Annotated in this window: 12 protein-coding genes; 7 read left to right on the top strand and 5 right to left on the bottom strand. The window is 74.0% G+C overall.

The annotated features are described in order from the left end of the window. Nucleotides 1-41: 41 nt before the first annotated feature. The 5 genes from ACFTWP_RS22625 to pyrE all read left to right on the top strand — a co-directional run bounded on the left by ACFTWP_RS22625 (nucleotide 42) and on the right by pyrE (nucleotide 6,078). The gene (locus ACFTWP_RS22625) at nucleotides 42-1,202 is read left to right on the top strand and encodes a pyridoxal phosphate-dependent aminotransferase (RefSeq protein WP_380266453.1); all 1,161 of its coding nucleotides are present in this window, start codon (nucleotides 42-44) and stop codon (nucleotides 1,200-1,202) included. Nucleotides 1,203-1,853: 651 nt separating this feature from the next. Then, on the top strand, nucleotides 1,854-2,384 hold the full coding sequence (locus ACFTWP_RS22620) for a DUF2617 family protein (protein WP_380266452.1): 531 nt from the start codon (nucleotides 1,854-1,856) through the stop codon (nucleotides 2,382-2,384). A 217-nt stretch (nucleotides 2,385-2,601) separates the two neighbouring features. Beyond that, nucleotides 2,602-4,191: a polyamine aminopropyltransferase gene (locus ACFTWP_RS22615; protein ID WP_380266482.1), complete on the top strand. Its 1,590-nt coding sequence runs from the start codon at nucleotides 2,602-2,604 to the stop codon at nucleotides 4,189-4,191. Nucleotides 4,192-4,332: 141 nt separating this feature from the next. Beyond that, entirely contained in the window at nucleotides 4,333-5,427 is a 1,095-nt protein-coding gene (locus ACFTWP_RS22610; protein WP_380266451.1) for a hypothetical protein, read from the top strand. A gap of 99 nt (nucleotides 5,428-5,526) precedes the next feature. Continuing rightward, nucleotides 5,527-6,078, top strand: coding sequence for an orotate phosphoribosyltransferase (gene pyrE, locus ACFTWP_RS22605; protein WP_380266450.1), 552 nt, complete (start codon nucleotides 5,527-5,529; stop codon nucleotides 6,076-6,078). A 110-nt stretch (nucleotides 6,079-6,188) separates the two neighbouring features. Here pyrE and ACFTWP_RS22600 read toward each other — a convergent pair whose 3' ends face one another. Continuing rightward, nucleotides 6,189-6,908 carry a DedA family protein gene (locus ACFTWP_RS22600; RefSeq protein WP_380266449.1) on the bottom strand — a complete coding sequence of 240 codons (720 nt, stop codon included), beginning with the start codon at nucleotides 6,906-6,908 and terminating at the stop codon, nucleotides 6,189-6,191. A 325-nt stretch (nucleotides 6,909-7,233) separates the two neighbouring features. On the opposite strand from ACFTWP_RS22600, the gene fbaA reads away from it, so the two are divergent. Both fbaA and ACFTWP_RS22590 read left to right on the top strand, forming a co-directional pair. Further along, nucleotides 7,234-8,256: a class II fructose-bisphosphate aldolase gene (fbaA, locus tag ACFTWP_RS22595; protein WP_380266448.1), complete on the top strand. Its 1,023-nt coding sequence runs from the start codon at nucleotides 7,234-7,236 to the stop codon at nucleotides 8,254-8,256. Nucleotides 8,257-8,415: 159 nt separating this feature from the next. Further along, nucleotides 8,416-8,847 (top strand): DUF3151 domain-containing protein, encoded by a 432-nt coding sequence (locus ACFTWP_RS22590; protein ID WP_380266446.1) that lies wholly within the window; start codon nucleotides 8,416-8,418, stop codon nucleotides 8,845-8,847. Nucleotides 8,848-8,969: 122 nt separating this feature from the next. Here the strand turns inward: ACFTWP_RS22590 and ACFTWP_RS22585 are convergent, their stop codons facing one another. The 4 genes from ACFTWP_RS22585 to purS form a co-directional block, all read right to left on the bottom strand. Further along, nucleotides 8,970-9,797 carry a sterol carrier family protein gene (locus tag ACFTWP_RS22585; protein WP_380266445.1) on the bottom strand — a complete coding sequence of 276 codons (828 nt, stop codon included), beginning with the start codon at nucleotides 9,795-9,797 and terminating at the stop codon, nucleotides 8,970-8,972. Nucleotides 9,798-9,940: 143 nt separating this feature from the next. Then, entirely contained in the window at nucleotides 9,941-12,196 is a 2,256-nt protein-coding gene (gene purL / locus ACFTWP_RS22580; protein WP_380266444.1) for a phosphoribosylformylglycinamidine synthase subunit PurL, read from the bottom strand. Beyond that, nucleotides 12,196-12,873: a phosphoribosylformylglycinamidine synthase subunit PurQ gene (gene purQ, locus ACFTWP_RS22575; RefSeq protein WP_073929150.1), complete on the bottom strand. Its 678-nt coding sequence runs from the start codon at nucleotides 12,871-12,873 to the stop codon at nucleotides 12,196-12,198. The genes purL and purQ overlap by 1 nt, the downstream gene beginning before the upstream one ends. Beyond that, complete coding sequence (gene purS / locus ACFTWP_RS22570; RefSeq protein ID WP_073929151.1) at nucleotides 12,870-13,121, bottom strand: phosphoribosylformylglycinamidine synthase subunit PurS; 252 nt, start codon at nucleotides 13,119-13,121, stop codon at nucleotides 12,870-12,872. The genes purQ and purS overlap by 4 nt, the downstream gene beginning before the upstream one ends. Between the last annotated feature and the right edge of the window lie 76 nt (nucleotides 13,122-13,197).

Here is a 13,197-nt window from a genome sequence, read left to right as displayed (position 1 = left end):
CCCGCAGGATGAGCCCGACGACGAGCCCAGGAGGATCCGGTATGGGTACGAGGCCGCTGCTGAACCGCCGACTGGAGGGCCTCGGCACGACGATCTTCGCCGAGATGTCCGCCCTGGCCACCGCCACCGGCTCGATCAACCTCGGCCAGGGCTTCCCCGACACCGACGGCCCGGCCGAGATCGCCCGGGCCGCCGCCGACGCCGTCCTCACCGGCAGGGGCAACCAGTACCCGCCCGGCCCCGGCATCCCCGAACTGCGCACCGCGATCGCCGAGCACCAGCAGCGCTTCCACGGCCTCGGCTACGACCCCGACACCGAGGTCCTGGTCACCGCCGGCGCCACCGAGGCCATCGCCGCGGCCCTGCTGGCCCTGCTGGAGCCCGGCGACGAGGTGATCGCCCTGGAGCCGTTCTACGACTCCTACGCCGCCTGCATCGCCATGGCCGGCGCCCGGCGGGTGCCGCTCACCCTGCGCGCCCCGTCCTTCCGGCCCGACCTGGACGAGCTCCGGGCGCTGATCACCCCGCGCACCCGGCTGATCCTGCTGAACACCCCGCACAACCCGACCGGCACCGTCCTCACCCCCGAGGAGCTGGCCGCGGTGGCCGCCCTCGCCGTCGAGCACGACCTCCTGGTGGTCGCCGACGAGGTCTACGAGCACCTGGTCTTCGAGGGCGCGCACCACCCGATCGCCGCGCTGCCGGGCATGCGCGAGCGGACGGTGTCGATCTCCTCGGCCGGCAAGACCTTCTCCTTCACCGGCTGGAAGGTCGGCTGGGTGACCGCGAGCGCGCCGCTGGTCGCGGCCGTCCGCACCGCCAAGCAGTACCTCACCTATGTCAGCGCGGGCCCCTTCCAGTACGCCGTCGCGCAGGCGCTGCGCCTGCCGGACGAGTACTTCGCCGGGTTCCGGGCCGACCTGCGGCGCAAGCGCGACCTGCTCGCCGACGGCCTGGCCGCGGCCGGCTTCCGGGTATTCCGGCCGGAGGGCACGTACTTCATCACCACCGACATCACTCCGTTGGGCGAGAAGGACGGCATGGAGTTCTGCCGGGCCCTGCCCGCGCGCTGCGGTGTCGTCGCCATCCCCAACGTGGTCTTCTACGACGACGCCGAGGCCGGCCGGAGCCTGGTCCGGTTCGCCTTCTGCAAGCAGGACGCGGTGCTCCAGGAGGCCGTCGAGCGGCTCGGCCGGCTCTGAGCGGAGCGCGACTCCCGGGGGTCGCGGCCCCGGCCGTCCGGTCCGCGCCGGCAGCGGCCGGCCGGGGCTCCCGGTCGGCCCGGGCCGGCGCCGGGGAGTCGCGCTCCGGCGCGCACCCGGCCTCCCGCCGTGCCGTCGCAGGCGGCCTCCCGCCGTGCCGTCGCAGGCGGCCGGCGGCCTTCCGGCGCAGGCGATCTGACGCATGGTCATATGCCAGTGGCGCCGTCACTTCCGCAGCGGCCCGGGGTCGGCCGCCACTCGGACGGCAGTACCCGCAGGACCGGCCGGGGCAGTCCGCCGGACCGGGCGCACGTCGAACAGGAGCGGTGCGCCGGGCGTGGAATCCGGGGGCGCACAACCAAATTGCGCGGCGCACGCTCCGGTCAAGGGGGCGCACACCGAACACAGGCGCGCACCGGAGCGATCGGACCGGGGAAGCGCCCGTGCCCGAAACGGTGAATGCTTGACAAAGTTGGGTAAATCACCGACGGACCCGGCGTATTCATGCTTCTCTGCTGCTGAATCTCCAGCCGGAATCCTTCCTTCCACGGTCGGCCGCGCCCGGGACCGCACAGCCTCGAACAGCCTCGTCTTCGGCCTAGTCGGACGCTGCACGGCGGGCGCGCACGGAGCTGAAACGCGGAGCCGAGCATGCTCACCACACTGCAGACCTCCTACACCGACACCCGCGCCGGTGACCTGGCCTGGTGCCTGGGCGGCGAACCCCTGCCCGCACTCGCCGTCCGCGACCTGAGCATCGGCGGCGTCGACAGGCCCGGCGCCACCGGCACGCTGCAGCTGCGCCTGCTCGGCGCCTCCCACCAGGTGCTGATCGCGGCCGGCCCCGGCGAGTGCCTGGAGACCGTCGCCTGCCTGCCGGGCCGGCGCACCCCGCTGCCGGCCCGGGTCGCCAAGCAGGTCGCGGGCTGGGAGTACGAGTTCGCGGCCCGGATCGAGGCCATGCCGCCGCACGACTTCGCCGCCCGCGCCCAGGAGCTGCTGGCGCTGGTCGAGGGCCATCCGCGCGGCCTCGCCGGGGTCTTCCCGGGCGACCCGAGCGCCTTCACGGCGCTGATGACCCAGGGCGACGCCGACCGGCTGCTCTGGCGCACCTGGCACGCCTACCCGCAGGAGGGGCGGCTGGTCTGCACCCGGTCCTCGCTGGTGGTCCGCGGCCGATGACGGGGGCGGCCGCCGATTCGCACGCAGGAACGATCCGTCAACCGGACGCACCGCGCTGTCCACCGGATGGACGCAGCCATCCGCATCATCCGTCGCCTAGCGTTTGTTCGTGATCAACCATCCGGCGGGTCCACCCGCTCAGCCGGTCCTCGAACCCGACGCCGGCCCGGCCGGCGGCACCGACGGCGGCGGACGCCCGGCGGGGGGCGGACGGCCGCTGACCCGGCTGACCGCCCGCCGGCGCAGCAGGCCCCGGACCAGGCCGGGGCTGGCCCGGCCGGCCGTCCTGCTGGCCGCGTTCGTCTGCGCGGCCTGCGGGCTGGTCTACGAGCTGGAACTGGTCGCGCTCGGCAGCTACCTGATCGGGGACTCAGTCACCCAGACCTCCGTGGTGCTCTCCGTGATGGTGTTCGCGATGGGCCTCGGATCGCTGCTCGCCAAGCGCTTCACCCGGCGCCCGGCCACCGCCTTCGCCCTGGTGGAGTGCGCCCTCGCCCTGGTCGGCGGGCTCTCGGTGCTCACCCTGCACGTCTGGTGGGCGCGGTTCGGCGGCTACCAGGCCGCGATCGTCGCCCTGACCGGCGTCATCGGCATCCTGATCGGCGCCGAGATCCCGCTGCTGATGACCCTGATCCAGCGCATCCGCCGGGAGCACGCCGGCCGGGCCGTCGCCGACCTCTTCGCGGCCGACTACGTGGGCGCCCTGGTGGGCGGGCTGGCCTTCCCCTTCCTGATCCTGCCCGCCTTCGGCCAGGCCACCGGCGCCCTGGTCACCGGCGCCGTCAACGCGGTCGCGGGCGGTGCGGTGGTGCTGTGGCTGTTCCGCGACGAGCCGCAGCCCCGGGCCCGCGCCCTGCTCTGGACGGGCTGCGGTCTCGTCCTGGTCGCCCTCGCGGCCGCCGCCGCGTTCTCCGGCGCGATCGAACGGGCCGCCCGGCAGGCCCTGTACGGCGCGCAGGTCCGCTTCGCCGCCCAGACCCGCTACCAGGAGATCGTGCTCACCGGCCCGGACGGCACCCGCCCCGGGCCGGGCTCCGACTCCGGCGACGGGGAACCGCTGCGGCTCTACCTGGACGGCAGGCCCGCCGTCTGCGGCCCGCAGGAGTACCGGGGCAGCGAGGCCCTGGTGCACCCCGCCATGGGCGGCGGCCGGGACACCCGGGTGCTGCTGCTGGGCGGCGGCGACGGACTCGCGCTGCGCGAGGTGCTGCGCCACTCGGGCGTGCGCAGCGTCCGGCTGGTCGAGCTGGACCCGGCCCTCACCGCGCTGGCCCGCAGCGACCCCGCGCTCGCCGCGCTCGGCGGGCACTCGCTGGACGACCCCCGGGTGCGGATCACCCATGCCGATCCGATGGAGTGGCTGCGCAGCCCGTCCGGCGGTCGTTCTGAGAGCCCGTTCGACGTGATCCTCTCCGGCCTGCCGGCGCCGCCCGACGCCCGCGCGGTGAAGTTCCGCTCCCGCGAGTTCCTCGGCCTGGCCGCCCGGCTGCTCGCCCCCGGCGGGCGGCTCGCCGTCCGGGTCGGCTCCTCCGGGCCCGGCCTGTGGCCGGTCGAGGCGGGCCTGCGCGCGGCCGGCCTGCAGACCCTGCCGTACGGCGTCCCGGCACCGCCGCCCGGGAGCTGCGGCCCGGCCGGCCCGCAGGGCTTCCTGCTGGCCGCCGTCGGGCCGCCCGACCTCTCGCTGGCCGGGGACGCCCCGCTCCCCCGCTCCCTGACCACGGCCGGGCTGCGCGCCGCCGCCGACCGGCTGTCCGCCGACCGGCCCGCGCCGCCCCCCGAGCCCTCCACCGTGTTCGGCTCGCACTGACGCCGGCCGGCCGCACTCCCCCGGACCGGACCGCGCGCGGGCCCCGGAACCGGCGGGCCCGGGGCCGCCCGGGCGCAGTCGCCACCGGCGCACGGGCCCGGAGCACCCGCAGAGCCCGGTGCGGTGGGTAGGCTCGCAGACATGGAGCATGAGGTTGTCGTACCGAGGCCGGCCGCACTGGTCCGGCAGGCCCTGCAGGATCCGGCCCTGCTGGCCCGCTGCGTGCCCGGTCTGAGCACCGAGCCGGCCGCGGCGGGCAGTGGCCAGGCCGAGGAGATCAGCGGCCGGCTCCGGTTGCGGATCGGCAGCTCGACGATCACGTACCGGGGCGTGCTGTCCCTGATCGAGGGCCGGGAGGGCGTGCTCACGGCCTTCGCCGAGGGCCAGGAGGCCCGCGGCGGCGGTGAGGCCACGGCCACCGTCCGGATCTCGGTCCGCGAGGGCGGCCTCGACGGCGACGCCGGGGCCGAGCCCGCCACCGCGACCATCCGTTTCACCGGCGACCTGAGCGCCAGCGGGCGGCTCGCCGAGTTCGACGCGGAGTCCCTGGCCACGGCCGGGCGCCGGCTGCTGGACCGGTTCGCCGCCGCGCTGGCCTCCGAGGGCGACGAGCTGCCGGAGGAGGACGAGACCGACGAGGGCCTGGACGAGGCCGCCGAGGGCCCCGGCGCCACCGTGCTGTTCCTGGACGACCGCGCCCCGGGTGCCGAGGAGCCCCGCAGCGGGGCGCCGGGCGAGGACGTCCCCGCCGGCCCGGAGGAGGACGAGGGGCACAGTGAGCGCGAGGCCGCCGCCGAGGCCCTCGCCGACGACTTCGCGGACGACTTCGACGGCGACTCGCTGGACGACGACCTGTCCGACCTGATCGCCTTCTCGGACGCCGACGCCGAGCGCTTCGGCCTGCCCACCGGCGCCGAGGGCGACACCGGCCGGCCCGCCAACGCCTCCGCCGACGTGCCGTACGACTACGACCAGGATCCGGTGCTCTCCGGCCCGGTGCGGCGCAGCATCGTGGGCCGCTCCGCCGAGGAGGTCGACCACGCCCCGCCGCGCGGACCGTACGCCCCGGCCCTGCCCGCCCGCAGCGCGCGGGCCCGGGCCGCGTCGCGCTGGGGCGGCGAGGGCGCCGGCGGGTCCGTCCCCGGCGGCCGGGCGGCCGTGCCGTGGATGATCGGCGGCGGGGTGGCCCTGCTGGGCGGCGCGGTGGTGCTCGTCCGGGTGCTGCGCCGGCGCTGACCGGCCGGGGCGGGGGCGCCGCGACGGCCCGGGGCGCCGCGCCCGCGGGCGGGTGTGCCCGGCGGTCCGGCCGTGTCCCGGGCTCTAGACTGGCTGTCCATGAGCACCGACCTGAGCAACGACCGCGACGCCCTGCTGGCACAGATCAAGGACAAGGCCGTCGTGCACGGCAAGGTCACCCTCTCCTCCGGGCTGGAGGCCGACTACTACGTCGACCTGCGCCGCATCACGCTGGACGCCGAGGCGGCGCCGCTGGTGGGCAAGGTCATGCTGGACGCGACCGCGGACCTGGAGTACGACGCGGTGGGCGGGCTGACCCTGGGCGCCGACCCGGTCGCCGCCGCCATGCTGCACGCCGCCGCCGCCCGCGGCCGCAAGCTGGACGCCTTCGTCGTCCGCAAGGCGGGCAAGGCGCACGGCCTGCAGCGCCGGATCGAGGGCCCGGACGTGAAGGGCCGCCGGGTGCTGGCCGTCGAGGACACCTCCACCACCGGCGGCTCGGTGCTGACGGCCGTCGAGGCCCTGCAGGAGGCGGGCGCCGAGGTGGTCGGCGTCGCGGTGATCGTGGAGCGCGGCGGCGAGCAGGCCGTCCGGGCGACCGGCCTGCCCTACTACACCGCGTACAACCTGGCCGACCTCGACCTGGGCTGAGACCGGCCCGCCCGGCCGCCCCGGGCAAACGAGGAAGCCCCGTGCTGTTTCACGTGAAACAGCACGGGGCTTCCTCGTTGCCGTACCTGCCCGCCGGACCGCCGCGGCGGTCAGCCGCGGCGGTGGCGCCCGCCGGCCGGCAGCGACTCGGGCGACTCGACCGCGGCCGCGCCGCCGGCCTTCTTCTTCTTCCGCTCGCGCAGCACCTCGACGAAGATCGGCGAGACCGAGAGCAGGACGATCAGCAGGACGGCGGGGATCAGGTACTTGTCGATCACCGGCGCCAGCGCGTCGCCGAAGAAGTAGCCGATCAGCAGCATCGACTCGGTCCACAGCACGCCGCCGACGACGTTCCACAGCAGGAACGTGCGGGCGGGCATCTTCAGGGTGCCGGCCACCGGGTTGAGGAAGGTCCGGACGATGGGCATGAAGCGGGCCAGCACCACGGCCTTGCCCGGGCCGAACTTCTCGAAGTACTCCTCGGCCTTGAGCACGTACTCGCGGCGGAAGATCTTCGACTCGGGCTTGTCGAAGAGCCGGGGGCCGACCCGGACGCCGATCAGGTGACCGAGCTGCGCCCCGGCGACGGCCGCGATCGGCGCGCCGATCAGCAGCGCCGCGATCGGCAGGCGGGCACCCTCGCCGAGCACCGAGGAGGCCGCGCTGGAGGAGGCCACACCGGCCAGGATCAGCAGCGAGTCCCCGGGGAAGAAGAAACCGACCAGCAGGCCGGTCTCCGCGAAGATGATCGCGATCAGCCCGATCGCACCGAGCGACGAGATCAGCGACTTTGCGTCAAGCAGGTTGACGGCTAGCTGGTTGTAGTCCACGGCCGCAGGATAGCGGGCCAACCTTGACGCGGTCCTCAGCCTCCGGGGCCGTGAGCGGTCATCCGTTCGTAGCATGCGGGAGCCGGGCGTCCGACTGGCGGGCCCTTGGTGGACCCGGGACGCGAGTCTGGGAAGATGGCAGCGGCGTCCCGCCCGTGGTCGCGAACACCCTCTTCGTGTCACCGCGGCGGCCACCCCGAAGCCCGGTACCAGACAGCCGTGTCGCAGAGCCGCGTCGGCCCCCGGTACCTCAGGTCGTACCGAAGGCGTACACAGCGTCGGACATCACCGTCCGTACGCCGCAACCCGACAGGAGCGGATTCGCATGCCCATCGCAACTCCCGAGGTCTACAACGAGATGCTGGACCGGGCCAAGGCGGGCAAGTTCGCCTACCCGGCCATCAACGTCACCTCGACGCAGACCCTTCACGCGGCCCTGCGCGGCTTCGCCGAGGCGGAGAGCGACGGCATCATCCAGATCTCCACCGGTGGTGCGGAGTTCCTGGGTGGCCAGCACAACAAGGACATGGTGACGGGCGCCGTGGCGCTCGCCGAGTTCGCGCACATCGTCGCCGCGAAGTACGACATCACCGTCGCACTGCACACCGACCACTGCCCCAAGGACAAGCTGGACGGCTACGTCCGCCCGCTGCTCGCGATCTCCGCCGAGCGCGTCGCCAAGGGCCTGAACCCGCTGTTCCAGTCGCACATGTGGGACGGCTCGGCCGAGACCCTCGCCGACAACCTGTCGATCGCGCAGGAGCTGCTGGCCCAGGCCCACGCCGCCAAGATCATCCTTGAGGTCGAGATCACCCCGACCGGCGGCGAGGAGGACGGCGTCTCGCACGAGATCAACGACGAGCTGTACACCACCGTCAACGACGCCGTCCGCACCGCCGAGGCCCTCGGCCTGGGCGAGAAGGGCCGCTACCTGCTGGCCGCGTCCTTCGGCAACGTGCACGGCGTCTACAAGCCGGGCAACGTCGTCCTCAAGCCGGAGCTGCTGCGCGAGCTGCAGGACGCCCTGGGCGCCCAGTACGGCAAGAAGGACCCGTTCGACTTCGTCTTCCACGGCGGCTCGGGCTCCACCGCCGAGGAGATCGCCACCGCGCTGGAGAACGGCGTCGTGAAGATGAACCTCGACACCGACACCCAGTACGCCTTCACCCGCCCGGTGGTGGACCACGTCTTCCGCAACTACGACGGTGTGCTGAAGGTCGACGGCGAGGTCGGCAAGAAGAACACCTACGACCCGCGCACCTGGGGCAAGCTCGCCGAGGCCGGCATGGCCGCCCGCGTCGTCGAGGCCACCCAGAGCCTGCGCTCGGCCGGTACCCGCCTGAAGTAGGACCTCCGGGGCACCCGGGGCCGGCCGGCGCCGGACCCGCCCCGACCGCGCCACCCCGCACGCACCCCACCGGGGTGTGCGCACAGGCCGTGCCCCCGCCGGCCCGGCGGTCCGCCCCTTCGCCGCGGTCGCGCGCCCCGCTGGTGGTTGACTGGGGGCATGAGCGCACACGAGAACCCGATCGCGGGCCGGAACCTCCTCGGAGGCCCGGCCCCGACCCACCTGCCCGCCGAGACCGCCCCGCTGGAGCTGCTGGCCGGCGGCGCCTCCCCCGCCGAGGTCGCCGCGAAGTACCCGACCTCCTCCCTCGCCTGGGCCCAGCTCGCCGACGACGCCTTCGTCGCCGGCCGGGTCGTCGAGTCGTACGCCTACGCCCGGACCGGCTACCACCGCGGGCTGGACTCGCTGCGCCGGGCCGGCTGGAAGGGCCACGGCCCGGTGCCGTGGGAGCACGAGCCGAACCGCGGCTTCCTGCGCGCGCTGCACGCCCTCGGGCGCGCCGCGGCCGCGATCGACGAGAAGGAGGAGGCGGAGCGCTGCGCCACCTTCCTGCGGGACAGCTCGCCGACCGCCGCCGACACGCTGGGCTGAGACCGCACCCGTACTCGGACCGGCCGGTGGCCCGGGCAGGCGTCTCACGACGCGGCCCGGGCCACCGGCGTCCGCCCGCACGGCGTCCGCCCGCACGGCCGCCGGCCCCGCCGGCAGGTCCGTCAGGCCAGCACCGGCAGGTGCCCGCTCAGGTCGCTGCGCTCGCCGCTCGCACGGACCAGTGCCTCCTCGACCGCCGTCGCCCAGCCGGTGCGGCCGGTGGCCAGCCGGATCCAGGTCAGCGGATCGGTCTCGACCACGTTCGGCGGCGTGCCGCGGGTGTGCCTGGGCCCCTGGACCGCCTGCACCACGGCGTACGGCGGCACTCTCAACTCCACCGCCCCGCCCGGCGCCTGGGCCGCCAGGGCGTCCGCCAGCAGGCGCACCACGGCCGCCACCGCCTGCCGGTCGTGGGCGAAGTCCGCGAGGCCCAGCGCGTCGGCCAGGTCGTCGGCGTGCACGACGGTCTCCACCAGTCGGGTGACCAGCATGTCGGAGAGCAGCATCGAGCCCAGCCGGATCTCGAACCGGCGTACCGGGTCGGCTGCCTCGGGCCCGGCGAGCAGGGCCAGCAGGGCGTCCGCCTCGTGGTCGAACCCGGCCGACACCTCGGCCGGACCGCCGTCGAAGGCCCTCGCGGTGTACTCCCGGGTACCGGCGTCCAGCAGCGGCGCCACCTCGCTCACGCCCGCCGCCCACTGCGCCAGGCCGATCGGCGGCGCGCCCCGCAGCGGCTCGTCGAGGTGCCGCGGCACCCAGCCGATCTGCAGGGCGAGGTGGGCCACCAGCTCCCTGACCCGCCAACCGCCGAGCCGGGTCGGGCGGGCGAGCAGCTGCTCGGCGGCCGGGTCGGCGCACAGCTCGCGGACGGCGGCGCGCAGCGCCTCGACCTGCCCGGCCAGCGCCGTGCGCACCTTCGCGGGGTCGTAACTACGGGTCCTGGGTGGCATGGCGGCAGGCTATCCCGCCGGCCCGTGCGGGCGCCGCGGCCGTCCGGGCGGCCGGGCCCGGTCGACCGGCCGGGGAAAGCCCCGAGGGGCGGTCCGTACGGACCGCCCCTCGGGCTGCTGTGCTGTTCGGCGAGCCGCCCCGCTCAGGCGAGCAGTGCCTCGATGACGCCGGTGTGGGCGTCCTTCAGCTCGGCCAGCGAGACGGTGAACTGGCCCTGGACCTCCAGGACGTCGCCGTCCACCACGCCGATGCGGGTGGCCGGCAGGCCGCGCGCACCGCACATGTCGTTGAACCGGAGCTCCTCGCTGCGCGGCACCGACACGACGGCGCGCCCGGCGGACTCGGAGAACAGGAACACGAACGGGTCCAGCTCGGCGGGCACGACGATGCGCGCGCCGTTGCCGCCCTTGAGGCAGCTCTCCACCAGGGCCTGGGCCAGGCCGCCGTCGGAGAGGTCGTGCGCGGCGTCGATCATGCCGTCGCGGGAGGCGGCGATCAGGATCTCGCCGAGCAGCCGCTCGCGCTCCAGGTCCACCTTGGGCGGCAGGCCGCCGAGGTGGCCGTGGACGACCTGGGTCCACGCCGAGCCGCCCAGCTCGTCGGCGGTGTCGCCGAGCAGGTAGAGGTGCTGGCCCTCCTCGGCGAAGCCGATCGGGGTGCGGCGGGTGACGTCGTCGATGACGCCGAGCACCGCGACCACGGGGGTCGGGTGGATGGCGACCTCGCCGGTCTGGTTGTAGAGCGAGACGTTGCCGCCGGTGACCGGGGTGCCGAGCACCAGGCAGGCGTCGGCCAGGCCGCGGGTGGCCTCGGCGAACTGCCACATCACGTCCGGGTCCTCGGGGGAGCCGAAGTTGAGGCAGTCGGAGACGGCGAGCGGCTTGGCACCGCCGGCCGCGACGTTGCGGTACGCCTCGGCCAGGGCCAGCTGGGCACCGGCGTACGGGTCCAGCTTGGCGTAGCGGCCGTTGCCGTCGGTGGCGACCGAGACGCCGAGGTTGGTCTCCTCGTCGATCCGGACCATGCCGGAGTCCTCGGGGGTGGCCAGCACGGTGTTGCCGATGACGTACCGGTCGTACTGGTCCGTGATCCACGCCTTGGAGGCCTGGTTCGGCGAGCCCGCGACCTGCAGCAGGGCCTCCTTGAGGGCCTCGCCGGTGGCCGGGCGCAGCAGGCGCTCGGCGGTCGGGGCGTCGGCCTGCAGCGCGTCCTGCCAGCTCGGACGGGCGTACGGGCGGTTGTAGACCGGGCCGTCGTGGGCGACGGTGCGCGGCGGCACGTCGACGACCTGCTCGCCGTGCCAGAAGATCTCCAGGCGCTCGCCCTCGGTCACCTCACCGATGACGGTGGCGATGACGTCCCACTTCTCGCAGATCTCCAGGAAGCGGTCGACCTTGCCGGGCTCGACGATCGCGCACATGCGCTCCTGCGACTCGCTCATCAGGATCTCCTCGGGGGAGAGCGAGGAGTCGCGCAGCGGGACGGTGTCGAGCTCGACCCGCATGCCGCCGGAGCCGGCCGAGGCCAGCTCGGAGGTGGCGCAGGAGAGGCCGGCGCCGCCGAGGTCCTGGATGCCGAGCACCAGCTTCTCGGCGAAGATCTCCAGGGTGCACTCGATGAGGAGCTTCTCCTGGAACGGGTCGCCGACCTGGACGGCCGGGCGCTTGGCCGGGCCGGTGGCGTCGAAGGTCTCCGAGGCGAGCACGGAGACGCCGCCGATGCCGTCGCCGCCGGTGCGGGCTCCGTACAGGATGACCTTGTTGCCGGCGCCGGAGGCCTGCGCGAGGTGGATGTCCTCGTGCTTCATGACGCCCACGCAGAGCGCGTTGACCAGCGGGTTGCCCTGGTAACAGGAGTCGAAGACGACCTCGCCGCCGATGTTCGGCAGGCCCAGGCAGTTGCCGTAGCCGCCGATGCCCGCGACGATCCCGGGCAGCACGCGCCGGGTGTCCGGGTGGTCGGCCGCGCCGAAGCGCAGCGGGTCCATCACGGCGACCGGGCGGGCGCCCATCGCCAGGATGTCGCGCACGATGCCGCCGATGCCGGTGGCCGCGCCCTGGTAGGGCTCGATGTACGACGGGTGGTTGTGCGACTCGACCTTGAAGGTGACCGCGTAACCCTGGCCGACGTCGACCACACCGGCGTTCTCGCCGATGCCGACGAGCATGGCGTCCGAGGCGGGCGCCTTCTCGCCGAACTGCTTCAGGTGCACCTTGGAGCTCTTGTACGAGCAGTGCTCCGACCACATGACCGAGTACATCGCGAGCTCGGCGCCGGTCGGGCGGCGGCCGAGGATCTCGCGGATGCGCGCGTACTCGTCCTCCTTGAGGCCGAGCTCGGCCCAGGGCTGCGCGGCGTCCGGGGTCTGCTCGGCGTTCTTGACGGTGTCGAGGCTCATCAGGCGTTCACCAGCTGCTTCAGTACGGAGGTGAAGAAGCCCAGGCCCTCGATGGTCGGGCCGGTGAGCGGCTCCACGGCGTGCTCGGGGTGCGGCATCAGGCCGACGACGTTGCCGGCGGCGTTGGTGATGCCGGCGATGTCGCGGTACGAACCGTTGGGGTTGACGTCCAGGTAGCGGGCGACGACCCGGCCCTCGGCCTCCAGCTCGTCGAGGACGTGCTCGTCGGCGACGAAGCGGCCCTCGCCGTTCTTCAGCGGCACGACGATTTCCTGGCCGGCCGAGTAATCCCGGGTCCAGGCGGTGTTCGCGTTCTCGATCCGCAGCTTCTGGTCGCGGCAGATGAAGTGCAGCGAGTCGTTGCGGGTGAGCGCGCCGGGCAGCAGGTGCGATTCGCAGAGCACCTGGAAGCCGTTGCAGATACCGAGGACGGGCATTCCCAGCTTCGCCTGCTCGATGATGGTGTCCATCACCGGCGAGAAGCGGGAGATCGCACCGCAGCGCAGATAGTCGCCGTAGCTGAATCCGCCGGGCAGGACGACGGCGTCGACCTGGTGGAGATCCTTGTCACGGTGCCAGAGCGCGACCGGCTCGGCACCGGCCAGGCGGACCGCGCGCTGCGCGTCGCGGTCGTCGAGCGAGCCGGGGAATGTGACGACGCCGACGCGTGTGGTCACGAGGACTCCTCCACTCGAACGGTGAAGTCCTCGATCACGGTGTTGGCAAGAAAGGTTTCGGCGGCTTCGCGGATGCGGGCGAGCGCGGCGTCGTCGACCGGGCCCTCCAGCTCCAGCTCGAAACGCTTGCCCTGGCGGACGTCGGCGATCCCGGCGAAACCAAGGCGGGGCAGTGCACGCTGCACCGCCTGTCCCTGGGGGTCGAGGATCTCCGGCTTGAGCATGACGTCGACTACGACGCGTGCCACTGGCACTCCCGGTGGTGTTCTCGTGAAGGCGGGGGAACTCCAGACTACCGGGGGTTTGGGGTCCGATTGCGGCCCG

The organism is Kitasatospora sp. NPDC057015, from assembly GCF_042673745.1.
In the GTDB taxonomy this organism is placed as follows: Bacteria; Actinomycetota; Actinomycetes; order Streptomycetales; family Streptomycetaceae; genus Kitasatospora.
Note: the sequence above shows the minus strand (reverse complement) of the source record. Positions and strands in the feature narration are given on the sequence as shown.

Coding starts and splice junctions, on each gene's coding strand:
- pyrE (WP_380266450.1), top strand. CDS start 5,527: ATGAGCACCGACCTGAGCAACGACCGCGACGCCCTGCTGGCACAGATC.
- fbaA (WP_380266448.1), top strand. CDS start 7,234: ATGCCCATCGCAACTCCCGAGGTCTACAACGAGATGCTGGACCGGGCC.
- ACFTWP_RS22610 (WP_380266451.1), top strand. CDS start 4,333: ATGGAGCATGAGGTTGTCGTACCGAGGCCGGCCGCACTGGTCCGGCAG.
- ACFTWP_RS22620 (WP_380266452.1), top strand. CDS start 1,854: ATGCTCACCACACTGCAGACCTCCTACACCGACACCCGCGCCGGTGAC.
- purL (WP_380266444.1), bottom strand. CDS start 12,196: ATGAGCCTCGACACCGTCAAGAACGCCGAGCAGACCCCGGACGCCGCG.
- ACFTWP_RS22585 (WP_380266445.1), bottom strand. CDS start 9,797: ATGCCACCCAGGACCCGTAGTTACGACCCCGCGAAGGTGCGCACGGCG.
- ACFTWP_RS22590 (WP_380266446.1), top strand. CDS start 8,416: ATGAGCGCACACGAGAACCCGATCGCGGGCCGGAACCTCCTCGGAGGC.
- ACFTWP_RS22625 (WP_380266453.1), top strand. CDS start 42: ATGGGTACGAGGCCGCTGCTGAACCGCCGACTGGAGGGCCTCGGCACG.